Annotated in this window: 20 protein-coding genes and 2 pseudogenes; 6 read left to right on the forward strand and 16 right to left on the reverse strand. The window is 65.4% G+C overall.

What is annotated here, in order from left to right:
* Both ASC78_RS16290 and ASC78_RS16295 read right to left on the reverse strand, forming a co-directional pair.
* A complete protein-coding gene (locus ASC78_RS16290; protein ID WP_055803452.1) occupies positions 1-1,590 on the reverse strand; it encodes a rhodanese-like domain-containing protein in 1,590 nt (529 codons plus the stop codon).
* Positions 1,591-1,688: 98 nt separating this feature from the next.
* The gene (locus ASC78_RS16295; protein ID WP_055803108.1) at positions 1,689-2,279 is read right to left on the reverse strand and encodes a mercaptosuccinate dioxygenase; all 591 of its coding nucleotides are present in this window, start codon (positions 2,277-2,279) and stop codon (positions 1,689-1,691) included.
* 108 nt (positions 2,280-2,387) lie between these two features.
* Between ASC78_RS16295 and ASC78_RS16300 the strand changes: the two genes are divergently transcribed.
* The gene (locus ASC78_RS16300; RefSeq protein WP_055803110.1) at positions 2,388-3,260 is read left to right on the forward strand and encodes a LysR substrate-binding domain-containing protein; all 873 of its coding nucleotides are present in this window, start codon (positions 2,388-2,390) and stop codon (positions 3,258-3,260) included.
* 21 nt (positions 3,261-3,281) lie between these two features.
* On the opposite strand, the gene ASC78_RS16305 is transcribed toward ASC78_RS16300, so the two are convergent.
* The 3 genes from ASC78_RS16305 to ASC78_RS16315 are packed head-to-tail and all read right to left on the reverse strand — an operon-like array spanning position 3,282 to position 5,719.
* The gene (locus ASC78_RS16305) at positions 3,282-4,112 is read right to left on the reverse strand and encodes an urease accessory protein UreD (protein ID WP_055803112.1); all 831 of its coding nucleotides are present in this window, start codon (positions 4,110-4,112) and stop codon (positions 3,282-3,284) included.
* Between the two features lie 39 nt (positions 4,113-4,151).
* On the reverse strand, positions 4,152-4,676 hold the full coding sequence (locus tag ASC78_RS16310) for a nucleoside deaminase (protein WP_055803455.1): 525 nt from the start codon (positions 4,674-4,676) through the stop codon (positions 4,152-4,154).
* 8 nt (positions 4,677-4,684) lie between these two features.
* Positions 4,685-5,719, reverse strand: a complete 1,035-nt coding sequence (locus ASC78_RS16315; protein ID WP_055803113.1) for an ABC transporter substrate-binding protein — start codon at positions 5,717-5,719, stop codon at positions 4,685-4,687.
* A 332-nt stretch (positions 5,720-6,051) separates the two neighbouring features.
* Here ASC78_RS16315 and ASC78_RS16320 point away from each other — a divergent pair, with 332 nt between their 5' ends.
* Positions 6,052-7,134 carry an aromatic ring-hydroxylating dioxygenase subunit alpha gene (locus tag ASC78_RS16320; RefSeq protein ID WP_055803115.1) on the forward strand — a complete coding sequence of 361 codons (1,083 nt, stop codon included), beginning with the start codon at positions 6,052-6,054 and terminating at the stop codon, positions 7,132-7,134.
* A 12-nt stretch (positions 7,135-7,146) separates the two neighbouring features.
* On the opposite strand, the gene ASC78_RS16325 is transcribed toward ASC78_RS16320, so the two are convergent.
* On the reverse strand, positions 7,147-8,556 hold the full coding sequence (locus ASC78_RS16325) for a D-amino acid dehydrogenase (RefSeq protein WP_327198132.1): 1,410 nt from the start codon (positions 8,554-8,556) through the stop codon (positions 7,147-7,149).
* Positions 8,557-8,577: 21 nt separating this feature from the next.
* Here ASC78_RS16325 and ASC78_RS16330 point away from each other — a divergent pair, with 21 nt between their 5' ends.
* The 4 genes from ASC78_RS16330 to ASC78_RS16345 all read left to right on the forward strand — a co-directional run bounded on the left by ASC78_RS16330 (position 8,578) and on the right by ASC78_RS16345 (position 10,771).
* Positions 8,578-9,045, forward strand: coding sequence for a winged helix-turn-helix transcriptional regulator (locus ASC78_RS16330; RefSeq protein WP_055803119.1), 468 nt, complete (start codon positions 8,578-8,580; stop codon positions 9,043-9,045).
* A gap of 78 nt (positions 9,046-9,123) precedes the next feature.
* A complete protein-coding gene (locus tag ASC78_RS16335) occupies positions 9,124-9,522 on the forward strand; it encodes an OsmC family protein (protein ID WP_055803458.1) in 399 nt (132 codons plus the stop codon).
* A gap of 81 nt (positions 9,523-9,603) precedes the next feature.
* Positions 9,604-10,500, forward strand: a complete 897-nt coding sequence (gene lpxO, locus ASC78_RS16340) for a lipid A hydroxylase LpxO (protein ID WP_055803121.1) — start codon at positions 9,604-9,606, stop codon at positions 10,498-10,500.
* Positions 10,501-10,546: 46 nt separating this feature from the next.
* Entirely contained in the window at positions 10,547-10,771 is a 225-nt protein-coding gene (locus ASC78_RS16345) for an oxidoreductase-like domain-containing protein (protein WP_055803123.1), read from the forward strand.
* Here ASC78_RS16345 and ASC78_RS16350 read toward each other — a convergent pair.
* The 10 genes and pseudogenes from ASC78_RS16350 to ASC78_RS16390 form a co-directional block, all read right to left on the reverse strand.
* On the reverse strand, positions 10,768-11,244 hold the full coding sequence (locus ASC78_RS16350) for a nucleoside deaminase (RefSeq protein WP_055803125.1): 477 nt from the start codon (positions 11,242-11,244) through the stop codon (positions 10,768-10,770). The two genes, ASC78_RS16345 and ASC78_RS16350, sit on opposite strands and share 4 nt — an antisense overlap.
* 10 nt (positions 11,245-11,254) lie before the next feature.
* Complete coding sequence (locus ASC78_RS16355) at positions 11,255-12,025, reverse strand: ABC transporter permease (RefSeq protein ID WP_055803127.1); 771 nt, start codon at positions 12,023-12,025, stop codon at positions 11,255-11,257.
* A gap of 7 nt (positions 12,026-12,032) precedes the next feature.
* Positions 12,033-12,893 (reverse strand): ABC transporter ATP-binding protein, encoded by an 861-nt coding sequence (locus ASC78_RS16360; protein WP_055803128.1) that lies wholly within the window; start codon positions 12,891-12,893, stop codon positions 12,033-12,035.
* Complete coding sequence (locus ASC78_RS16365; protein WP_055803130.1) at positions 12,893-13,927, reverse strand: ABC transporter substrate-binding protein; 1,035 nt, start codon at positions 13,925-13,927, stop codon at positions 12,893-12,895. Before ASC78_RS16365 ends, ASC78_RS16360 begins: the two co-directional genes overlap by 1 nt.
* 97 nt (positions 13,928-14,024) lie before the next feature.
* The gene (locus tag ASC78_RS16370) at positions 14,025-15,026 is read right to left on the reverse strand and encodes a TRAP transporter substrate-binding protein (RefSeq protein WP_055803132.1); all 1,002 of its coding nucleotides are present in this window, start codon (positions 15,024-15,026) and stop codon (positions 14,025-14,027) included.
* A gap of 52 nt (positions 15,027-15,078) precedes the next feature.
* Positions 15,079-16,344, reverse strand: coding sequence for a TRAP transporter large permease (locus ASC78_RS16375; RefSeq protein WP_055803134.1), 1,266 nt, complete (start codon positions 16,342-16,344; stop codon positions 15,079-15,081).
* A 1-nt stretch (position 16,345) separates the two neighbouring features.
* Entirely contained in the window at positions 16,346-16,960 is a 615-nt protein-coding gene (locus ASC78_RS16380; protein ID WP_055803136.1) for a TRAP transporter small permease, read from the reverse strand.
* Between the two features lie 34 nt (positions 16,961-16,994).
* A pseudogene (locus ASC78_RS16385) lies at positions 16,995-17,935 on the reverse strand (dihydrodipicolinate synthase family protein); the annotation flags it as partial.
* Between the two features lies 1 nt (position 17,936).
* Positions 17,937-18,098, reverse strand: a pseudogene (locus ASC78_RS28025) (dihydrodipicolinate synthase family protein); the annotation flags it as partial.
* Between the two features lie 296 nt (positions 18,099-18,394).
* Positions 18,395-20,698 (reverse strand): NADP-dependent malic enzyme, encoded by a 2,304-nt coding sequence (locus ASC78_RS16390; protein WP_055803138.1) that lies wholly within the window; start codon positions 20,696-20,698, stop codon positions 18,395-18,397.
* Positions 20,699-20,830 lie beyond the last annotated feature (132 nt).

Consider the following 20,830-nt stretch of genomic DNA (forward strand, 5'->3'; position numbering starts at 1 on the left):
TCAGGCGTGTAGCGCGGCGGAAGCGGCGGGCAGCTTGAAAGCCGCGCGCTCCGCCGCATCGAGCTGCGCGACCAGCCCGGTTTCCCAAGCCAGGTAGCGGCGAGCCGCTTCCTTGTTGCCGTCGTGGCGGTCGTGCACGAAGAAGAGGTAGTCGATGCAGTCCGCATCGGCGGGCCGCTCCGGCGTTGCTTCGACCGGCAGCCCGGCGCCGCGCCATGCGGCCATGCCGCCTTCGAGCAGCAGCGGTGCGGGCGAACGGCCGGCCAGTTCGGAGCTTGTGGCCCAGGCTGCGAGCGCGGCGTCGTCGGCCAGCAGCACCAGTGGCCGCGTTTCGCTTTTCACGTCGTTGGCGAGCCGCGGGCGTATGGACCAGCGTGCCTGCGGAATATGGCCGGCGCGAAACTGCATGCTTGGACGCAGGTCGATCAGCGCCACGTCGCCTCTGTCCAGGCGAGTGGACAGTGCTTGCGCATCGATGGTCTGAAGGGCAGGAGCCTGGGGAACAGCCGCAGGCGCAAGCGCAAACCCGCTCGAAAGCCCGCCTTCAAGCACGCACGCGTCGTGCCCCATTTGCCGCAGCCAGCTCGCAATCGTCGGTGCGCGTACGCCGTCGTTGTCGAACAGCACGAGGCGCGCGCCGCGCACGCCGACATACTGGTCTCCGGCTTGCATCAGCTGGCCACCGGGCGTGTGCTGTGCGCCCGGCAGGCTGCCGGCCGCGAATTCTTCAGGCGTGCGCACGTCGCAGAGAAACAGGGTGCGGCCCGTATGGCCGGCCCATTGCTGCACGGTTTGCGCGGTGACCGTGGGCACGCCGAATCGTTGGGCCAAGGCTTGCGCGGCGGGCCGAAGATCGGTGTTGCCGCTTTCCGCCGGATAGCGCCGCGTGCCGCCGTGCTCCAGCGTGTGGTCGTTCAGGTACCAGCCTTGCGTGCCGTTCTCCAGTGCATAGACGGGGTTGGGCAGGCCGAGGTTGATGAGCGTCTGCGCGCCGATGATGCTGCGCGTGCGGCCGGCGCAATTGACGACGATGGGCGTGGTGGTGTCGGGCACCAGACGTCGCACGCGGTAGGCGAGTTCGCCGTTGGGGCAGCAGGTGGCCGTGGGGATGTTCATCTTGTGGAACTCGCTCACGGGCCGGCCGTCGAGCACCACCACTTTTTCGTTGCGCGCAAGCATGGCAGCCAATTGGTCGGCGCTGACGCGGGGCGTGTGATAGACCTCTTCGGCCAACTCGCCGAAGGTCTTGGAGGGCAGGTTGACGCCCGCAAAGAGCGCATGGCCCGCGGCCTTCCACGCGCGGGTGCCGCCTTGCAGCACATGCACGTCGGTGTAGCCCAGCACCGCGAGCCGCCGGGCGGCGCGTTCGGCCACGTCCGAATCGCCATCGTCATACGCGACCACTCGCACGCTGCGGCGCGGCACCAGGCGCGGCGCATCGAGTTCGAGCCGGCTGAAGGGCAGGGGGGTGCCGTAGAACAGATGCGCCTCGCCGTACTGGCCGTGCTCGCGCACGTCGAGCAGCGCGATCTCGCCGCCGTCGTGCAGCCAGAATTTGAGGGTCTTCGGATCGATGAAGGAGGTCGTCATGGGCCAGGAGAGAAATCGATAGAGCGACAGTGGCAGGGCGAGCGACTCCGTGCGACGCCGCACCGCGGCTCGCATCGGAAAATTGGAAAAGGGAATGCCTAGCGGCGCGTCTGCACGCCGATGCCCATCGTCTGGTACGTGCCCGCGGCCAGGTCGTACGCAGTGCGCTGGTTCAGCGTTTCGAGCGCGCGGCCGTACATGTGCAGGTGGCGGATGACCTGCTCGCCCTGGATCTCGACCGAGTGAATGTCTTCGGGCATCAGCGCGATGCCCTTGCCCGGTTCGACCACGACCAGCGCGGTTTCCTCGAGCTTGCCGACGCCGGGTACTGAGCCATCGTCGCGGCGCTCGTACACGCGGTTGTGCTCGGTACCTTCCACCGCGGCAATGCAGGCCCAGGTGGTGTGGTTGTGCGGCACGATCTTCTTGCCTGGCCGCATCACGTTGAGGTAGAGCGCGTAGCTCTGGTCCGGGTCTTCGGCAATCAGGTAGCGGGCCTGGTGCTCGCCGGCCTCGGGCGCCGGAAAGTCGGTGGCACCCCAATAGTCGGTACGCGCGGCCAGCCCGACCAGTGCATCGAGCACCGCATCGAGCTTTTCACGAGTGGGTTCAGCGCCGCCAATGGCTTTCTTCATCTGGTCGATGGACGCGGCAACCGCTTCGCGGCGCTGGTCGGACAGGGTGCTCATGCAGGTTTCTCCAGTGGGGATGCTTGTCTTGGTATGCATTCACTTTAGTGACGCGGGCGTGACCCGACAATCCAGCCGGCGCACGAAATACATCAATAAAATTAATGTATGCCCACGCTCGATCTCGAACTGCTGCGCTCCTTCGTGGCGGTTGTCAGCCACCGCAGCTTTGCGGCCGCGGCCGTGCACCTGGGGCGCACGCAGTCCGCCATCACGCAGCAGATGCAGCGTCTCGAAGAGCAGGCAGGCCACCCCCTGTTCGCCAGGCAGGGCCGGCAAAAGCGGCTCACTGAACATGGCGAGCGGCTCCTGACCTATGCGCACCATCTGCTCGCGCTCAACGACGAGGCGCTGCGCAGCCTCCGGCAAGGCGAGCTCGAAGGCAACCTGCGCATCGGTGCGCCGCACGACGTGGCCGAGACCATGCTGCCGCTGCTGCTGTCCGAGATAGCGCGCACATCGCCGCTGCTGCAGCTCGACATCCACATCGGCCGCAGCCCCTACCTCATGACCTCATTGAAGAGCGGCGAGGTCGACATGATCATCTCGAACCGCGCCGATCCGCAGTTCGACGGCGTGGTGCTGCGCAATTCGCCGACCGTGTGGCTCTGCGCGGCCAGCTATGTGCACGACCCGGTCAAGCCGGTGCCGCTGATCATGGCCGACGGTCCCAGCATCTTTCGCCGCATCGGCCATGAGGCGCTCGATGCCGCGGGAGTGGCGTGGACGCCGCGCTACACGTCGTCGAGCCTGATCGGCATCAAGGCCGCGTTGCGCGCCGGCCTGGGTGTGACGGCGCGCGGGGTTGAGCAACTGGATGCCGGGCTGCGCGTGCTCGGTGCGGGCGACGGCATGCCGCGCCTGCCCGACCTGGCGTACTACCTGTACGTGCGCAGCCACGTGGTGAACCCGGTCACGCGGCAGGTGTTCGAAACCTTGAAGAAGCACCTTCGGCTGCCGCGCACCGACATGCCGGCCTGAGCACTTGAGGCCGTGGCGGGATTAGGTCGCCCAGATGCGCGGAGAACTCGCGGGCAATTGCCACAGCTCGGCGCGCCATGCCTGCCACACCTGCCGCAGCAGCTGCATAGCGGGCTCGACCACTGGCGCGAGCACGCGCAGCACAACGATCTCGGCATGCGGGCTCGTCGCACCCGCGCTCTCCTGCAGGCCGTGCGCATCGATGGCCGTGCGCGCGAGCGCAAGCAGCGCCTCGCGCCGCGCCTTCGTGGCCGGCGTACCCGTCACGAAGAACAGCGATGCAATGCAGCGGTGCCCGCCGAAGCCCAGCGGACTTTGCAGCAGCCGATGGTCCGCCGCATCGATGCGTCCGCGTTCGAGCCACACACCGGGCACTTCGATGTGCTGCAGATAGGTGCCGCGCTCGAATGGCTGGTTGGCATTCGGCAGGCCGAGAGCGGTCACGTCCCAGCCGATCATCTCTGCGCCAGCTTCGGCCTCGATGGTGAGTCGGTTCTCCGCCCGGCAGCCGCTGTAGCAGATCGCCTCCAGCGGCAGCCACTCGAGCCGCGCGCCCTTGGCAAGCCGGATGCGCGTGCGCTGCAGCGCCAGCTCGCCTTCAGAGCGGTAGAAGCGCGATGCACCGGGTGTGGTGATCAGCCCATGGCTGCCGTCCGCCGCCTCGATGTCGATGTCCAGCGTGTCGCCGCCCACCAGCCCGCCTGGCGGGTGCACCAGCACGTTGTGGCAGATCGCATCTCCCTCCGGATAGAGGCTCTGAAGAATTCGAAGCGGCCCGTCATGGCGAAAGCGCGCGACGCTGCGAGCGGATTCGTGCCGGTAATCGAGATGGAGACGTGCGTGCCAGGACATCCAACGAGTCTATTCGCCCCGCAGCGTTCTCTTGTGGACCTAGCTGGCCCACGCTCCATCGTGGGCGGCGCTGGCTTCATGAAGCAGTGCAGGCCCGATGCATTCGATCGGATGCGGAGAGGCGCGGAACACGTCTCGGCACGACAGCTCCGCGTCGCGCTGATCCTGCCGCTCGCCGCGGAACACGCGCAGCCGCTCGGCGTCGATGCCGTACACCACGCGGCCGATGTTCGACCAGAAGATGGCGCCCGCGCACATCACGCAGGGCTCGCCCGATGCATAAAGGGTGGCGCTGGCAAGCTCCTCGCGCGTGAGGCCGCGCCCCGCGAGTGCGCGCAGGGCGTTCACCTCCGCGTGCGCCGTGCAGTCGCCGGTCTCGGCATTGCTGTTTCCCGCTTCGGCCAGCACTTCGCCGTCGGCCGAGACGATGAGCGAGCCAAAGGGCCGGTTGCCTCGGCGCCGAGCCGCATGCGACCAGACGATGGCCTTGCGAAGGTAGCGTTCGTCGCGCTCGTCGAGCGTGGTTTCTTCAGGGAATGCGATGTGGCTGCCAGCGGAATTCATGTCTTCGATCATGTCTTGAGTGGGGTTCGTTCGCTGCGCAATGGCAGCATCGAAGTATTGAAGATCGCGTCAGACGCGGGCTTGACCTTGAGGCCGAATACTTCGACGACCTCGTCGACCTGCAGCTCTAGCGTGAGCTTGTTGATGTCGCCCAGGCCGTGGCTTCGCGTATCGGCGGCGCCCACATATTGCGCCGTGACGCCCCAGCGTTCAAGCTCCATCCTTTCGTCGAGGATGGGTTCGCGCTGGCGCAGGGCCGCAATGCTGGGCGCGGGGTTGGCAAAGGTTTCGACGATGGCTCGGTTGGTGGCGCGCAGAAAGGCCGCAACCAGCTTCGGATTTTGAGCGATCAGGTTGCTGCTCGCGAGAATGGCGTTACCGTACAGGTTGACGCCCGCATCCGCATATTTGAGCACCGACAGCTCCTCGGGCTTCATGCGCGCAAAGAGCGAAATGGCCGAGTCATGAAAGTAAGTGGCGGCATCCACGTCGCCGCGCACCATCACGTTGTCGCGCGCGCTGAAGTCGGTGGTCTGCCACTGGAAGGCATCGCTGCGCATGCCCTGCTTGCGCGCCACCATCGGCCACGCACGGCGTGTCGATTCGACCGCCGCGGCCGCCACCTTCTTGCCGGCCAGGCTCTTGAAGTCGGTCGTCACTCCACGGTCCTTGCGGCCGATGATCACGAAGGGCGCGCGGTTGTAGTACTGGTACACGGCCTGGACCATCGGTGTGCCGGGGTTCTGCGCATTGAACTCCACCAGCGAGCTGATGTCGCCCAGGCCCATCTGGTAGACGCCGCTTGCAATGCGCGTGATCGACGCGACCGATCCGGCGCCGGTGTCGATGGTCACGTCCAGCCCTTCGTCCCTGTAGTAGCCCTTGCTGTGCGCAAGAAAGAACGGGGCGGTCTGACCGTTGATGCGGAAGTCGAGCGTGAACTTGAGTGGAGTCAGCTTGCCGCCGCTCTGGGCGAACACGGCGGGCGCGGCGAGAGGGAGCAGGGCGGCGGCGCTGGCGCCAAGAAAAAGTCGACGTTGCATGTGGGGCCTCGGAATCTATTGAGTCTTGAATCCCCTGCACAAGACAGAGGCACTTCAAGAGCAATTTCCGGGCGGGCGCACAACGGTGGTGCGTGCGCTGCTGAACGCTTCTACTCTTGCGGGCGCTGATGCACGAGCCATGCCAAGCCGCATGCCACGGTCTTTTGCTCGGGCATTGCACACGGGTGCTTTGAAGAGGCGCGGCCCCGAGCCACAATGCGGGCGCGCAATTTGCAAGTCGGATGGCGCAGAGTAGAAGCGTTCAGCCCCCGCGGCAGGAAATTGCTCTTTCAAGTTCGTACGTACCCACGCGCAACAGAAGGAGTCCACGCATGCTCGTCACCCAACAACCCGTCTTCCGCAAGTTCTGGCATGCCGTCATGCCGCTCACCGACCTGGCCAAGGGCCCGAAGCCTTTCAGGCTGCTGGGCGAAGACATCGTTCTCTTCATCGACGCCGACGGCCAGCCGGCCGCCCTGCGCGACCGCTGCTGCCATCGCACCGCCAAGCTGTCGAGAGGCTGGTGCGTCGATGCCGAAGGCCAGGCCTGCGGGCAGGGCGCCATTCAGTGCGGCTACCACGGCTGGACCTACGACCGCAGCGGACAGGTGATCCGCATCCCGCAGTACGAGGCCGACCGCAAGATTTCGCCGGAGTACAAGACAACGGCCTATCGCTGCACTGCGCGCTACGGCTACGCATGGGTGGCGCTCGAAGAACCCATTGCCGACATTCCCGCCATTCCGGAGTTCGACGATCCGGGCTACCGCACCATCTTCCAGTTTTATGAAGAGTGGCAGACCAGCCCGATGCGTGCGCTCGAGAATTCTTTCGACAACTCGCATTTCAGCTTTGTGCACCGCGCCACCTTCGGCGTGGCCGCGAGCCCGAAGCCGAGCAAGTACGAACTGGTGGAAAACGAGAACGGCTTCTATGCCGAGACGGTGATCGAGGCGGTGAACCCCGTCAAGTTTCACGCCATCAGCGGCGTGACCGATCCGATCACCACGCGCCACATGCGCAACGCCTACTTCCTGCCGTTCTCGCGCCGGCTCGACATCGAGTATCCGAGCGGCGTGCGCCACATCATCATCAACTGCTTCACGCCCATCGACGACGGCCGCATGCAGCTGTGCCAATGGCTGTTCCGCAACGACACCGAGGCCGACTGCACCGCGCAGATGCTGATCGACTTCGACGAGGCGGTGACGCGCGAGGACAAGGACATCCTCGAATCGACCGACCCCGATGCGCTGGTCGACACGCGGCGGCGGGGTGTCGAGTATTCGATGGAATCGGACCGGCCCGGCATGCTGATCCGCAAGCACCTGATGCAGCTGCTGGCGAAGCACGGCGAGGCGGAGATCTACCGCGGCATGACGAGCGCGACCATTCCGATTGCAAAAGCCGCTTGAGCGGCCGCTGCATCAAGCGTGTGCCGTTGCCGGATTCGGGCGTGTTGCGCGCGGCGAGCCCTGCGCGTAGCGGTCCATCGCCAATCCGTCGGTGCGGATTTCCGGGCGCTGGCCGGTCACGAGGTCGGAGATGAGCTTGCCCGAGCCGCAGGCCATGGTCCAGCCCAGCGTGCCGTGGCCGGTGTTGAGGAACAGGTTCGCATAGCGCGTGGCGCCGACGATCGGTGTGCTGTCGGGTGTCATCGGCCGCAGGCCGGTCCAGAAGGTGGCGCGCGGCAGGTCGCCGCCGGGGAACAGGTCGCTCACCACCTTCTCGAGCGTGGCGCGGCGGTGCGGGTTCAGCCGCAGGTCGAAGCCGCCAAGCTCGGCCATGCCGCCCACGCGAATTCGGTTGTCGAAGCGCGTGACGGCCACCTTGTAGGTCTCGTCGAGCACGGTCGATTGCGGTGCCAGCGATTCGTCGAGCAGGGGCACGGTGAGCGAGTAGCCCTTGACGGGGTACACCGGAATGTCGAGACCGAGCGATGCGATGGCGGCGCGCGAGTAGCTGCCGAAGGCCATCACATAGCGGTCGGCCGTGAGGATCTTGCCGGCGCTGGTGCGCACGCCCGTGATGCGGTCGCCTGCCATCTCCAGGCCTTCGATCGCCTGGCCGAAGCGGAAGTCCACGCCCATGCCGCGTGCAATGTCGGCCAGGCCTCGGGTGAACAGGTGGCAGTCGCCGGTCTCGTCGTTGGGCAGGCGCAGGCCTCCCGTGAGGCGATCGCGTGCGCCGGCCAGCGCGGGTTCGACACGCGCCAGCGCATCGCGGTCGAGCAGCTCGTAGGGCACGCCGCATTCCTCCAGCACCGCAATGTCGCGCTGCACCGCGTCGAGCTGCGCCTGGGTGCGGAACAACTGCAGCGTGCCGCCGGTGCGGTGCTCGTAGTTGAGGCCGGTTTCCGCGCGCAGCTGCTGCAGGCAGCCGCGGCTGTATTCGGCCACGCGCATCATGCGTTCCTTGTTGACGGCGTAGCGCTCGGGCGAGCAGTTGCGCAGCATCGCCGCCATCCAGCGCAACTGGAACAGCGTGCCGTCAGGCCGGATGGAGAGTGGGGCGTGCTTCTGGAACATCCACTTGATGGCCTTGAGCGGAATGCCGGGCGCGGCCCATGGCGTCGAGTAGCCCGGCGACACCTGTCCGGCGTTGCCGAAGCTGGTTTCTTCCGCGGGGCCGGACTGCCGGTCGAGCAGCGTCACGTCGGCGCCGGAGCGCGCAAGGTAGTAGGCCGTCGTGGTGCCGATCACGCCGCCGCCGAGAACGATGACTTTCATGGGTATTTCCGCGAATGAAGGTGAATAGATGGACTCTAAAGTGCACAATGCAGTGAATTTCATTGTTCTTATTGGTTTTGCAGTGGAATCCGCTGCGAGAAATCGCATTCATGCCACCTGCGAAGTGAAATGCCCGAACTCGACCGCATCGACCGCAAAATCCTCGACCTGCTGCAGCGCCAGGGTCGCATTTCCATGACCGAACTGGCAGAGCGCATAGGCCTCTCGGCATCGCCTTGCGCCGAGCGCGTGAAGCGCATGGAGCGCGAAGGCGTCATCAGCGGCTACCACGCACATGTGTCGCCCGAGGCGCTGGGCAAGACGCTGCTGGTGTTCGTGGAAATCAAGCTGTCGGCCAAGTCCGGCGACGTGTTCGACAAGGTGCGCAAGGAGCTGCTGCACATGCCCGAGGTGCTCGAGTGCCACCTGGTGTCGGGCAGCTTCGACTACCTGGTGAAGGCGCGGCTCAGCGGCATGAGCGAGTACCGGCACCTCTTGGGCGACATCCTCAAGAAACTGCCCGTGGCGGCCGAATCCCACAGCTACGTGGTGATGGAGGAGATCAAGGAAACGCTCATGCTCGCGGTGGACCGCTGACAGGCCGCTCACAAGCAACTGAAAAGGGCTTTGCGGGCTACGATGGCGCCGCATTCACACCTCCACAAGGACATCGGCATGAGCATCACGGTCCGGCGCGACGGCACCACGGGTACGCGTCACATCCTCAAGATCCGCAACCATGAAATTGCCATCGATGCCTCGCCGGCCGGCGGCGGCAGCGACGCTGGCCCGGAGCCCCATGACCTGTACGACGCGTCGTTGGCCGCCTGCAAGGCGCTCACCGTGCTGATCTATGCGCGGCGCAAGGGCATGCCGGTGGAGGACATCGAGGTGGTCGTCGATCGCGACGACAGCGAGGAGCGCAAAGGCGTCTACCGGCTCAGGTCGAGCCTGCGTGTGACCGGCGAACTCACCGAAGCCCAGCGCGACGAACTGCTGCGCGTAGCGGGCAAGTGCCCGGTGCACCGGCTCATGACCGAGGTGACTACCGAGATCGAGACCGGTTGGGCCTGAAACCCGTGGTCAGGTCCGATTTAGGGGGACGATTTACACTACTTGGCTCCCCCCGGCGCCGTCTACAGGACACTTTCAACAATGAAGTGGGTCATTCTTGCGATCTTCGCGCTTAGCGCGCTCTACGTTCATTTCCGCGGCCAGGTCCGGCATCGCTTCTTCAGGCAGCTGTCTGATCACTCGACCTTCCTGGCGCCGCTGAACGCCTTCATGTACATCTTCTCGAAGGTGCCGAGCACGCCGTACCTGTCGCCCGCGCAGTTTCCCGAAATGCGCGTGCTCGAGGACAACTGGCAGGTTATCCGCGAAGAGGCGCTTGCAATGCGCCACGGCGGCAGCATCAAGGCTTCGAGCCAGTTCAACGACGTGGGCTTCAATTCCTTCTTCAAGAGCGGCTGGAAGCGCTTCTACCTCAAGTGGTACGACGAAGCGCATCCCTCGGCGGCCGTGCTCTGCCCCCGCACCACTGAGCTGCTCAAGGGCATCGGCACCATCAAGGCGGCCATGTTCGCCGAGCTGCCGCCGGGCAGCCGCCTTGTGCGCCATCGCGATCCGTTCGCTGGTTCGCTGCGCTACCACCTCGGGCTGTGGACGCCTGGCGTGGAGGGCTGCTACATCGACGTGGATGGCCAGCGCTACCACTGGCGCGACGGCGAGGCCGTGGTGTTCGACGAGACGTACATCCACTACGCCGAGAACACGACCGACCACGACCGCGTGATCTTGTTCTGCGACATCGAGCGGCCGCTGAAGTACCGCTGGGCCAGCGCCGTGAACCGCTGGTTCGCCAAGAACCTGCTCGCCGCCGCCAGTTCGCCCAACGAGGCCGGCGACAAGACGGGCGGCATCAACCGCGCGTTCAAGTACATCTACCAGATCCGCGTCATCGGCAAGCGCCTCAAGGCCTGGGACAAGCGGGCCTACTACCTTGTGAAGTGGTCGATCTTCGGCGGCCTTGCCCTCTGGATCTTTTGGTAAGGCGCAAGCCTGCCGCGCGGTGCCAGCCGGCCACCGCTGCCCGCCCATGCCCCTCGCAGACAGAGACCTGCCCCAGCCGATTGACCTTGCCAGCGCCCAGGCGCTGATCGAGGCCGTTCAGTCCGAAGCCGTGGCGCAGCAGCTCGCCTTGCGCACGCCGCCGCCCGAGCCCACCACCTGCTGCGGTCGCGGCTGCAACGGCTGCGTGTGGGAAGGCTGGCTCGCGGCCATCGCGTACTGGCGCGACGAGGCGTCGCTGCTGCTGGCTTAGCGGGATTCCCAGAAGCCGCGGTGCGTGGCGATCATTTCTTCCGCCACTTCGGGCACAGGGCCGATCACCTCGATTTTCTTCTGTCCGCGCGCGAACACTTCGCGGCAGGGCAGGCTGAGCGTAGGGTTCTCGGGGTGGTCGCCCGTGAGCGCGAGCAGGGCGCTTTCTTCTGCACCGTAGACGATGCGGCCGATGTGGGCCCAGTAGCTGGTTCCCGCGCACATGGCGCAAGGCTCGAAGGTCGTCACCAGCGTGCATTGCCACAGGTAGTCGGCCGGCCAGTTCTGCGCGGCATGGCGCGCCAGCGTGGCCTCGGCGTGGTTCACCGTGTCGATGTTCCCTTGCTCGGCCAGGATGGTTTCGCCGTCCGGCGCAACGAGCACGGCGCCGAAGGGATGCCGGCCCATCGCCATGGCGCGCCGGGCCACCTCGTCGGCATGGCGCAGTGCGCGGATGATCTGGTCGCGAGTCATGCGCCGCGCCTCATTGGTTTTGTGATCCGCGGTGCGCCCAGCCGGTCGTGTGCTTCTCGATCACGCTGAAGAGTTCGTACATCAGCATGGCCATCGCACCGACCACCATCAGGCCCGCGAAGGCCAGGCCCATCTGCATGGCCGAGCCGGCCGAAATCAGCAGGTAGCCGATGCCTTCGTTGGCAGCGGTCATCTCGCTCACCGTGGTGCCGACGAAAGCCAGTGTGATCGCGACCTTCAGCGAGCCGAAGAAGTAGGGCATGGAGCGCGGCAGGCCGATCTTCACGAGCACGTCCCAGCGCTTGGCGCCGAGCACGCGCAGCACGTCTTCCAGCTCGGGCTCCAGCGTGGCAAGGCCGGTGGCGATGTTGACCATGATCGGGAAGAAGCTGATCAGGAAGGCCGTGAGAATCGCCGGGCCCACACCGATGCCGAACCACACCACGAGGATGGGCACGAAGGCCGCCTTGGGCAATGCGTTGAACGCCGTCATGAGCGGATAGATCGCTGCATAGGCGATGCGCGAACTGCCGATCACGAAGCCCAGCAGCACCCCCACCACAATGGCAAGGCCGAAGCCCGCCATCGTGACCCAGAAGGTGCGCCACGCATGGCCCGCGATGATTTCCTTGAACTCCCAGAACTGGTTCCAGATGCGCAGCGGGCTCGGAAAGATGAAGTCCGACACGCCGAAGCCGGCGCAGATCACCTGCCACAGGAGGATGACTGCAATGAGCAGCAGCCAGGGCGACCAGCGTTCGAGTTGCTTGGTGTTCTTCATGGCGCCCTCAGTGAGACACGGCGGCAGCGGCGGTTTGCGCCGCGCTGATGCCGGTGTTGCGAATGGCGCCGATGTGTCCGCGCAGCTCCAGCACGATGTCGGTGAACTCCTTGGTATAGGTGAGCTCCAGTTCGCGCGGACGCGGCAGCTCGATCTCGCGCTTGACCACGAAGCGGCCCGGGCTCTTGCTCATCACGTACACCGTGTCGGCCAGGAACACCGATTCACGCAGGTCGTGTGTCACCAGAATCACGTTGAACTGCTGCTCGGTCCAGAGGTCGCGCAGGATGCACCAGAGCTCCTCGCGTGTGAAGGCGTCGAGCGCGCCAAAGGGCTCGTCGAGCAGCAGCATCTTGGGCTCGTGGATGAGTGCGCGGCAAATGCTTGCGCGCTGCTGCATGCCGCCCGAGAGCTGCCACGGAAACTTGTCTTCGTAGCCCGCGAGGCCCACCTTCTGCAGCAGCTTGCGCGCGCGCTCGACATATTCCTTGCGCTTGGCCTTGAAGCTCGAGCGATAGGGCTCGACGATTTCAAGCGGCAGCAGCACGTTGTCGACCGTGGTGCGCCACGGCAGCAGCGAAGGCGCCTGAAAGGCCATGCCCGAGATCTTGAGCGGCCCGGTCACGGGCTGGCCGTCGATGCGGATCTTGCCCATCGACGGCATCTTGAGGCCCGTGGTGAGCTTCATGAAGGTCGACTTGCCGCAGCCCGAGGGACCGACGATGGCAATGAACTCGCCGCGCTTGACCTTCAGGTCGATGGCCTCGACCGCGAAGTGGTTGGCGCGCAGGAGCTCTTCGTTGTAGGCGAGCCAGACGTCCTGGAAATCGACGAAAGGAGCAGCGTCCGCGCTCGATGCGTCCGCCATCACTTGCGCAGCACGCCGTTGAGCTCGGCCGCGGGCGGCAGCAGCGCAGCGGTCCACACGGCGTCGGGGCTCACGCGCGTCTTGGTGTTGAATGCGTCCGACACCTGCGAGGCCATCAGCGACATGCGGCCCGCGTTCACCGCACCGAAGCCTTCGCTGCGCGCGTCGGCGCTGTTGATCACGGTGTCGATGGCCAGCTGCAGGCGGCGGGTTTCGAGCTTGCTGTCGATGATGCCGTCGCGGGCCTTGACCGATTCGATGGCCACCGCCGGGTTGGCGATGACTTCCTTCGCGCCCTTGGCAAAGGCCGAAAGGAATTTCTTCACCGCCTCGGGGTTCTCCTTGATCAGCTTGGGCGACGCGATGATCACGTTGCCGTAGAGCTTCACGCCGTAGTCGGGGTAGGGCAGCACGACGATGTCGGCGGCCTTGGCACCGCGCGCTTCCAGGTTCAGGAGCGAGGTGAAAGTGAAGCCGGTGATCGCGTCGATGTCGCCGCGAATAAGCATGGTTTCGCGCAGCGTCGGGTCCATGGCGGTCCAGTTCACGGCGCCGATGTTGTTGGCCTTGGCGAAGATCGGGAACGCGCGGCGGCCCGCGTCGAACACCGGGGCGCCGAGCTTCTTGCCGGCCAGGTCGGCCGGCTTGGCGATGCCGCTCTTCTTGAGCGCCATGACCGAGGCCGGCGTGTTGTTGTAAACCATCATCACAGCGACCGGCTTGTTCGGGCTGTCAGGGTTGTTGGCGTGGAATTCCATCAGCGCCGCCAAGTCGGCAAAGCCCATGTCGTAGGCGCCGGAGGCCACGCGCGTGACCGTGCCGCCCGAGCCGTTGCCTGCGTCGATGGTCACGTCGAGGCCAGCGGCCTTGAAGTAGCCCTTGGCCGCGGGATGCAGGAACAGGGCGGCCGGTCCTTCGAAGCGCCAGTCGAGCTGGAACTTGATCGGCGTCGTGGTCTGGGCAAAGGCCGAAGAAAGGCCGAAGCTGAGGGCCGAGGCGGCGAGGAAGGACTGGAGAAGTTGGCGCTTGTTCATGCGGGATCCGTAAAGGTGAATGCTTCAGCATTCAAGCAAAAACGGTGCCCGCACGCGATTGGTGCGAACCCTTCCGCCGGCCCCGCGCCTGGCTGGCTTAGAGTGCCGCGCCAATCTTGCGCAGCTCGGCGATCTGCGGCGCCTTGGGCAGCCAGATCTTGTCGAATTCCGCAATGATCGGTGCGGGGTTATAGCCCGCGTCGCTCTTGATGGTGATGCCGCTGGCCTTGAACTTGTCGACCAGGCCGAGCTCGGTGGTCACGATGTCCCTGATCTGCGCGTCGAGCGACTGCTTCACCAGGTCGGTGATGAGCGCCTTGTCCTTGGCGTCGAGCGTCTGCCAGATGCGGCCCGACACCAGCGGCGCAAAAGGCATGAACAGCGCGTTCATCGGCAGCATCGTCTTGGCCACGCGGTCGAAGCGCTGGTTCCACGAGAACTCGATGTCCGCCTCGAGCCCGTCGACCTGCCCGTTGGACATGGCGTCGAAAACGCCCGGCGTCGGAATCGGCGTGGGCGCGGCGCCCAGCAGCTGGTAGAAGTCGCGGTACACCGGCGTGGGGTTGATGCGCAGCTTCATGCCCTTGAGGTCGGTGGGCGCCGAGATGGGCTTGGTGGAAAACACCACGCGCATGCCGGTGATGCCCCAGCCCAGCCCGATGGTGCCGGTCTCGCGCGGCAGCACGTCGAGCAGCTTCAGCGCGGCGGGCGTGCGCACCAGCGAGGCCACGTTGGTGGTCGAGCGCACGAGGTACGGTGCGTTGATGGCCGCCACGCTGGAAACGCGCGATCCGAGTTCGGCGGCTTGGATCCAGCCCATGTCCAGCGCGCCGGACTGCAACTGCTGCATCATGGCCGACTCGTTGCCCAACTGGCCCGAATGGAACACGGTGGCGCTCAGGCGCCCGTCGGTCGCCTTCTTCAGCGCCTCGCCGAAGCCCAGCGCGGCGCGGTTCCATGAGTGGCCGGCCGGCGTGATGAGGCCGAGGCGGAATTCCTTGGCGGCCGCGGCGCGCGACACGCCGGTGAAGAGAGCGGACGACGCGGCGGCGGTTCCGGCGGCGGCCTGGACGACGAATTTGCGGCGGGAAAGGGACATGCGAGGCTCCGGTTGAGTGAAGGGGAAGGAAGGAAAGAGCGGGGACAGGGACCTACTTGATGAGCGCGAGCGACAGGCTCGGGAACAGCGACAGCAGCACCAGCGCCGCGCAGCAGATCAGGAAGAACGGCAAGGTGACGATGAACATCTTTCCGGGCTTGGCGCCAGTGACGGCGGAAGCCACGAAGAAGCTCAGGCCCACGGGCGGCGTCATCAGCCCGAGCACGAGGTTGATCACCACCACCACGCCGAAGTGGCGCGGGTCGATGCCGTAGATCTCGGTGGCAATGGGTAGCAGGATGGGCACCGTCATGATCAGGCCCGGGATGCCGTCGATCACCGTTCCGATCACCAGCAGGATCAGGTTCACCAGCAGCAAGAATGCGATCGGGTCTTTCGCCACGGTCTGGATCCACGTGGCCGTGGCCTGCGGCACCTTGCCGTAGATCAGGAGCCACGAGAACACGGCGGCCGCAGCCACCAGGAACAGCACCACCGCCGAGTAGATCGCCGACTTCAGCAGGATCTGCGGAATCATCCCGAAGCGGAATTCCTTCGTGACGTAGCGGCCCACCAGCACCGCGGCCACCGCGCCCACCGCCGCCGACTCGGTCGGATTGGCGATGCCACCCAGGATCGAGCCGACGATCACGATCGGGATCAGCAGCGTGGGGCAGGCCGTGAGCATCGTGTGCAGCCGCTGCCGGATGGTTCGCTTGGCTGTGCGCGGGTAGTCGTAGATGAACCCCATGCACGCAATCACGATGAAGAACAGCACCGTGAGAATCACGCCCGGAATGATGCCGGCAATGAGCATGTCGCCCACCGCCACCTGCGCCAGCACGCTGTACACCACGAACATCACCGAGGGCGGAATGATCGGCCCCAGCATGCCGCCGTACACCGTGATGCCGGCCGCAAAGGTCTTGTCGTAGCCCTGCTTCTCCATCTCGGGCACCATGATCTGGCTCATGATCGCCACCTGCGCGGTGGCCGAGCCGATGATCGACGACACCAGCATGTTGGCCAGGATGTTCACGTACGCAAGGCCGCCCTTCACCGAGCCGATGAAGGCCAGCGCGAGATCGACCAGCCGCTTTGTGATGCCGCCTCCGTTCATGATTTCGCCGATCAGGATGAACAGCGGAATCGCGATGAGGCTGTAGCTGTCGACCCCGCCGAACATCTGCACCGGGAACGACTGGAACAGCACGGTGTCGCCCGAGTCGAGGATGTAGACGATGCCCGCAAGGCACAGGCAGGCACCGATCGGCACGCCCACCAGCATGATCAATAGAAAGAATGCGGAAGTCAGCATGTCAGTTCACCGCGTCCGCGTTGGTCACGTGGAACTCGGTGTGCGTGCGCCGGGGCTGCAGGCCGAGGTCTTCGATGAAATTCGAGAGTGCATGCAGGCTGAGCGTGGCCGAGAAGATTGGCAGGATCAGCTGGATGGCCCAGACTGGCCAGTTCAGCGTCTGCGTGCGCTCGGTATAGAGAAAGTTGAAGGATTCGGCCGCGTATTCCTTGGCGTCGAAGCCCCAGCGCACGATGCCCACCGGGTCCATGTAGAGCCAGCACATCGCCAGCAGCGAAAGGCCCAGCAGCAGCACGCCGCCAGAGGCGCTGGCCTTGGCGATATGCGCGGCTTTCTCGCCCAGCTTGTCGGTGAGCAGCGTCACCGCAAAGTCGAGCCGAAGTCGCGTCATTGCGGAGGCTCCGATGAAGGTGAGCCACACCACGCAGTACACCGAGGCCTCGTCGACCCAGTAGAGCGGAAAGCCGCCATAGCGCGTGACCACGTTCAGCAGCACCAGCACGATGAGCAAACCCATCAGGCCCGAGAGAAGGCGGCGCTCGAAGCCCAGGACGAAGTCCGACGCGTCGAGCACCCAGCGGGAGAAGCCCCCGCGTTTCAAGGCATGTTCTTCCATGGTGTTATGGCCTTGCGGTGAGAGGTGCGTGGGATCAGGGAACCGACTGGTACTGCACAGGCCGCGTGGCCAGCGCCTTCTTCACGATCGCCTCCACGGCCGCGCGCTCTTCGCCGATGAGCGGCAGCCGCGGACGGCGCATGTGCTCCGTGCCCACGCCCACCAGCACGTCGATCAGCTTCAGGTTCTGCACCAGCTTGTTCGAGACATCCAGGTGCAGCATCGGCGTCATCCACTGGTACAGCGCCAGCGCCTCGGCGAACTTGCCCGCCTTCATCAGCTCGTACAGCGCCACGGTTTCCCGCGGAAACGCGCAGCCCACCCCCGCCAAGAGGCCGTCACAGCCCAGCGCCAACCCTTCATAGGCCAGGTCGTCCACCCCCAGGAACAGCTGGAAGCGGGTCCCCACCGTGTTGCGCAGGTCCGTGATGCGGCGGATGTCGCCCGTGCTCTCCTTGATGGCCGCGATCCACTCGCAGTCCGCCAGTTCGACCATGTGCTCGGGCTTCAGGTCCACCCGGTAGGCCACTGGGTTGTTGTAGACCATGACCGGCTTTTGGGCCGCATTGGCGATCGTGCGCACATTCAGCATCGGGCTTCAGGTCCACCCGGTAGGCCACTGGGTTGTTGTAGACCATGACCGGCTTTTGGGCCGCATTGGCGATCGTGCGCACATTCAGCATCGCCTCGCGCGCATCCGCCACGTAGATCACCGAGGGCATCACCATGAAGCCGGCCACCCCCAGCTTGTTGGCCCCGTCCACATAGCGAAGCGCTTCGCGGGTGCTGGTTTCCGACACATTCGCCAGCACCGGAATGCGCCCGTCGGCCGCCTCCAGCGCGATCTGAGCCACCTGCAGTTTCTCTTCGAGCGAAAGCGTGCTGGCCTCGCCCAGCGAGCCGCAGGTCACCAGGCCGTGGATGCCGTTGCGGATCTGGAAGTCGATGTGGCGCGCGGTGCCTTCGGCATCGATGNCGTGCTGGCCTCGCCCAGCGAGCCGCAGGTCACCAGGCCGTGGATGCCGTTGCGGATCTGGAAGTCGATGTGGCGCGCGGTGCCTTCGGCATCGATGCGTTCGTCGGCGTGGAACTTGGTGGTGATGGCGGGGAAGATGCCTTGCCAGCGGGGATGGGTCATGGGTTGCTTCTGAAATCGGAGAGGTGGATGGAGAGCCCAAAGGGGGCCGTTGCTTCGGTAAATATATTAATAAGATATTTAAAATATCCGCTCAGGGTATTAGCAGATTGCATGCCAGCCGAAAAAATGATGAGCAGCCGGAAAACGGCTTGAGCGGCGGCTGCGGCGCTCCCTTCTGGCGCGTGCGGGCGCCGCGTCGTGGCACGGCGTGCACCTGATCGGGCCGCAATGAAAAACGCCCCGCTGCATGGCGCAGCGGGGCGTTTGGGCGAAGAAAAGAAAGCGGGGAGCGCTTGCTACTTCAGCGCCGTGGTCGCGTTAGCCACAGCCAGCGCCGTCATGTTGACGACGCGCCGCACCGTCGATGACGGCGTGAGTACGTGCGCCGAGCCCGCGGCGCCCAGCAGGATGGGGCCGACCGTGATGCCGTTGGCGCCCGTCATCTTCAGCACGTTGTACAGGATGTGGGCCGAATCGAGGTTGGGACACACCAGCAGGTTGGCTTCGCCGGTGAGCGTGCTTTCGGGCAGCGCGGTGCGGCGCACTTCTTCCGACAGCGCCGCATCGCCGTGCATCTCGCCATCGCATTCGATGTCGGGTGCCAGCTGCGCGAACAAGTCGCGCGCATGCCGCATCTTGTGCGCCGACCCGCGGTTCGAGGTGCCGTAGTTCGAGTGCGAGAGAAAGGCCACCTTCGGCGGCAGTCCGAAGCGGCGCACTTCTTCGGCCGCCATGAGCGCAATGTTCGCGAGCAGCTCGGCGCTCGGGTCTTCGTTCACGTTGGTGTCGGTGATGAACACCGTGCGCTTCTCGAGGGTGAGCGCGTTCAGCGTCGCGAAGCCAGGCGCGCCGCGCTTCAGGCCAATCAGGTTGCGGATGTGCTCCAGGTGCACGTCGAATCGCCCGACCAAGCCGCAGATCATGGCGTCGGCATCGCCCAGGTGCATCATCAACGCCGCGATAGTGGTGTTGGAGCGGCGCACCATGGTCTTGGCGGCCTCCGGCGTCACGCCGCGGCGGCCCATGAGCTTGTGGAAGCTCTCCCAGTAGGTGCGAAAGCGCGGATCGTCCTCGGGGTTGACGATCTCGAAATCGGTGCCCGCGCGGATATGCAGGCCGGCCTTCTGGATGCGCGCCTCGATCACCGCGGGGCGTCCCACCAGGATAGGCTGGGCCAGGCCTTCGTCGATGGCCCATTGCGCGGCGCGCAGCACGCGCTCGTCCTCGCCCTCGGCGTAGGCCACGCGCTTGGATGCGGCGATCTTGGCGGCGCTGAACACCGGCCGCATGAACATGCTTGTCTGGTAGACGAAGCGGGTCAGGTGCTGGCGGTAGGCATCCATGTCTTCGATGGGCCGCGCGGCCACGCCGGAGGCGGCGGCCGCCTTGGCCACGGCCGGCGCGATGCGCAGGATGAGCCGCGAATCGAAGGGCTTCGGAATGATGTAGTCGGGCCCGAAGGACAGCTCCTGCCCCGCATAAGCCGTGGCCACTTCCTCGCTGATGTCGGCCTTGGTGAGCTCGGCGATCTCCCGCACGCAGGCCAGCTTCATCTCTTCCGTGATCTTGCTGGCGCCGCAGTCGAGCGCGCCGCGGAAGATGTACGGGAAGCACAGCACGTTGTTGACCTGGTTCGGGTAGTCCGAGCGGCCGGTGGCAATGATGCAGTCGGGCCGCACGGCCTTGGCGAGCTCGGGGCGGATTTCGGGCTCGGGGTTGGCCAGCGCCAGGATGATCGGCTGGCCGGCCATGGTTTTCACCATGTCGGCGCTCATCACGCCGGGGGCGGAGCAGCCCAGGAACACATCGGCGTCCTTGACCACGTCGGCCAGGGTGCGGGCGCCGGTGTCTTTCTGGGCGTAGCGCGCCTTGGATTCGTCGAACCCGCCCGCGCGGCCCATGTAGATGAGGCCCTTGGAGTCGCAGGCGTAGATGTTGGCGGGCTTGACGCCCAGGCCCACCATCACGTCCAGGCAGGCAATGGCGGCCGCGCCGGCGCCCGAGACGGCGACCTTCACTTCTTCGATCTTCTTGCCGACCAGTTCCAGGCCGTTTATGAGCGCGGCGGCCGAGATGATGGCCGTGCCGTGCTGATCGTCGTGGAACACCGGAATGTTCATGCGCTCGCGCAGCTTCTTCTCGATGTAGAAGCACTCGGGCGCCTTGATGTCCTCGAGGTTGATGCCGCCCAGCGTGGGCTCCAGCGCCGCGATGATGTCGACCAGCTTGTCGGGGTCGTTTTCGGCCAGTTCGATGTCGAACACGTCGATGCCGGCGAATTTCTTGAACAGGCAGCCCTTGCCTTCCATCACCGGTTTGGCGGCCAGCGGGCCGATGTTGCCCAGGCCCAGCACTGCCGTGCCGTTGGTGACCACGCCCACCAGGTTGCCGCGGGCGGTGAAGTCGGCCGCCAGCGACGGATCGGCCGCGATGTCCAGACAGGGATAGGCCACGCCCGGCGAATAGGCCAGCGACAGATCGCGCTGGTTCAGCAGGGGCTTGGTCGGCGTGACCGAGATCTTGCCCTTGACGGGCGATCGGTGATATTCGCGCGCTGCTTCGCGAAGAGCTTCTTCTGCGGGTGACAGGGGTGCAGCCATGAAAAGTCTCCTTGTTTCTGACGGGCAATGAGGCTACCGCAAAAGCGGGGCCTGTTCAGAGAGGGGGAATGCCGAAAACGCCTGGATCCATAGCCAATTCGGTACGGAGCGCCGGTTCGCTAAACTCGAAAG

The sequence above is a fragment of the Variovorax sp. Root318D1 genome, assembly GCF_001424835.1.
In the GTDB taxonomy this organism is placed as follows: Bacteria; Pseudomonadota; Gammaproteobacteria; order Burkholderiales; family Burkholderiaceae_C; genus Variovorax.

What these genes read in the sequence shown, in the direction of transcription:
- ASC78_RS16290 (WP_055803452.1), bottom strand. Translation starts at nt 1,590, where the DNA reads ATGACGACCTCCTTCATCGATCCGAAGACCCTCAAATTCTGGCTGCAC.
- ASC78_RS16295 (WP_055803108.1), bottom strand. Translation starts at nt 2,279, where the DNA reads ATGAGCACCCTGTCCGACCAGCGCCGCGAAGCGGTTGCCGCGTCCATC.
- ASC78_RS16300 (WP_055803110.1), top strand. Translation starts at nt 2,388, where the DNA reads ATGCCCACGCTCGATCTCGAACTGCTGCGCTCCTTCGTGGCGGTTGTC.
- ASC78_RS16305 (WP_055803112.1), bottom strand. Translation starts at nt 4,112, where the DNA reads ATGTCCTGGCACGCACGTCTCCATCTCGATTACCGGCACGAATCCGCT.
- ASC78_RS16310 (WP_055803455.1), bottom strand. Translation starts at nt 4,676, where the DNA reads ATGAATTCCGCTGGCAGCCACATCGCATTCCCTGAAGAAACCACGCTC.
- ASC78_RS16315 (WP_055803113.1), bottom strand. Translation starts at nt 5,719, where the DNA reads ATGCAACGTCGACTTTTTCTTGGCGCCAGCGCCGCCGCCCTGCTCCCT.
- ASC78_RS16320 (WP_055803115.1), top strand. Translation starts at nt 6,052, where the DNA reads ATGCTCGTCACCCAACAACCCGTCTTCCGCAAGTTCTGGCATGCCGTC.
- ASC78_RS16325 (WP_327198132.1), bottom strand. Translation starts at nt 8,556, where the DNA reads ATGCGATTTCTCGCAGCGGATTCCACTGCAAAACCAATAAGAACAATG.
- ASC78_RS16330 (WP_055803119.1), top strand. Translation starts at nt 8,578, where the DNA reads ATGCCCGAACTCGACCGCATCGACCGCAAAATCCTCGACCTGCTGCAG.
- ASC78_RS16335 (WP_055803458.1), top strand. Translation starts at nt 9,124, where the DNA reads ATGAGCATCACGGTCCGGCGCGACGGCACCACGGGTACGCGTCACATC.
- lpxO (WP_055803121.1), top strand. Translation starts at nt 9,604, where the DNA reads ATGAAGTGGGTCATTCTTGCGATCTTCGCGCTTAGCGCGCTCTACGTT.
- ASC78_RS16345 (WP_055803123.1), top strand. Translation starts at nt 10,547, where the DNA reads ATGCCCCTCGCAGACAGAGACCTGCCCCAGCCGATTGACCTTGCCAGC.
- ASC78_RS16350 (WP_055803125.1), bottom strand. Translation starts at nt 11,244, where the DNA reads ATGACTCGCGACCAGATCATCCGCGCACTGCGCCATGCCGACGAGGTG.
- ASC78_RS16355 (WP_055803127.1), bottom strand. Translation starts at nt 12,025, where the DNA reads ATGAAGAACACCAAGCAACTCGAACGCTGGTCGCCCTGGCTGCTGCTC.
- ASC78_RS16360 (WP_055803128.1), bottom strand. Translation starts at nt 12,893, where the DNA reads ATGGCGGACGCATCGAGCGCGGACGCTGCTCCTTTCGTCGATTTCCAG.
- ASC78_RS16365 (WP_055803130.1), bottom strand. Translation starts at nt 13,927, where the DNA reads ATGAACAAGCGCCAACTTCTCCAGTCCTTCCTCGCCGCCTCGGCCCTC.
- ASC78_RS16370 (WP_055803132.1), bottom strand. Translation starts at nt 15,026, where the DNA reads ATGTCCCTTTCCCGCCGCAAATTCGTCGTCCAGGCCGCCGCCGGAACC.
- ASC78_RS16375 (WP_055803134.1), bottom strand. Translation starts at nt 16,344, where the DNA reads ATGCTGACTTCCGCATTCTTTCTATTGATCATGCTGGTGGGCGTGCCG.
- ASC78_RS16380 (WP_055803136.1), bottom strand. Translation starts at nt 16,960, where the DNA reads ATGGAAGAACATGCCTTGAAACGCGGGGGCTTCTCCCGCTGGGTGCTC.
- ASC78_RS16390 (WP_055803138.1), bottom strand. Translation starts at nt 20,698, where the DNA reads ATGGCTGCACCCCTGTCACCCGCAGAAGAAGCTCTTCGCGAAGCAGCG.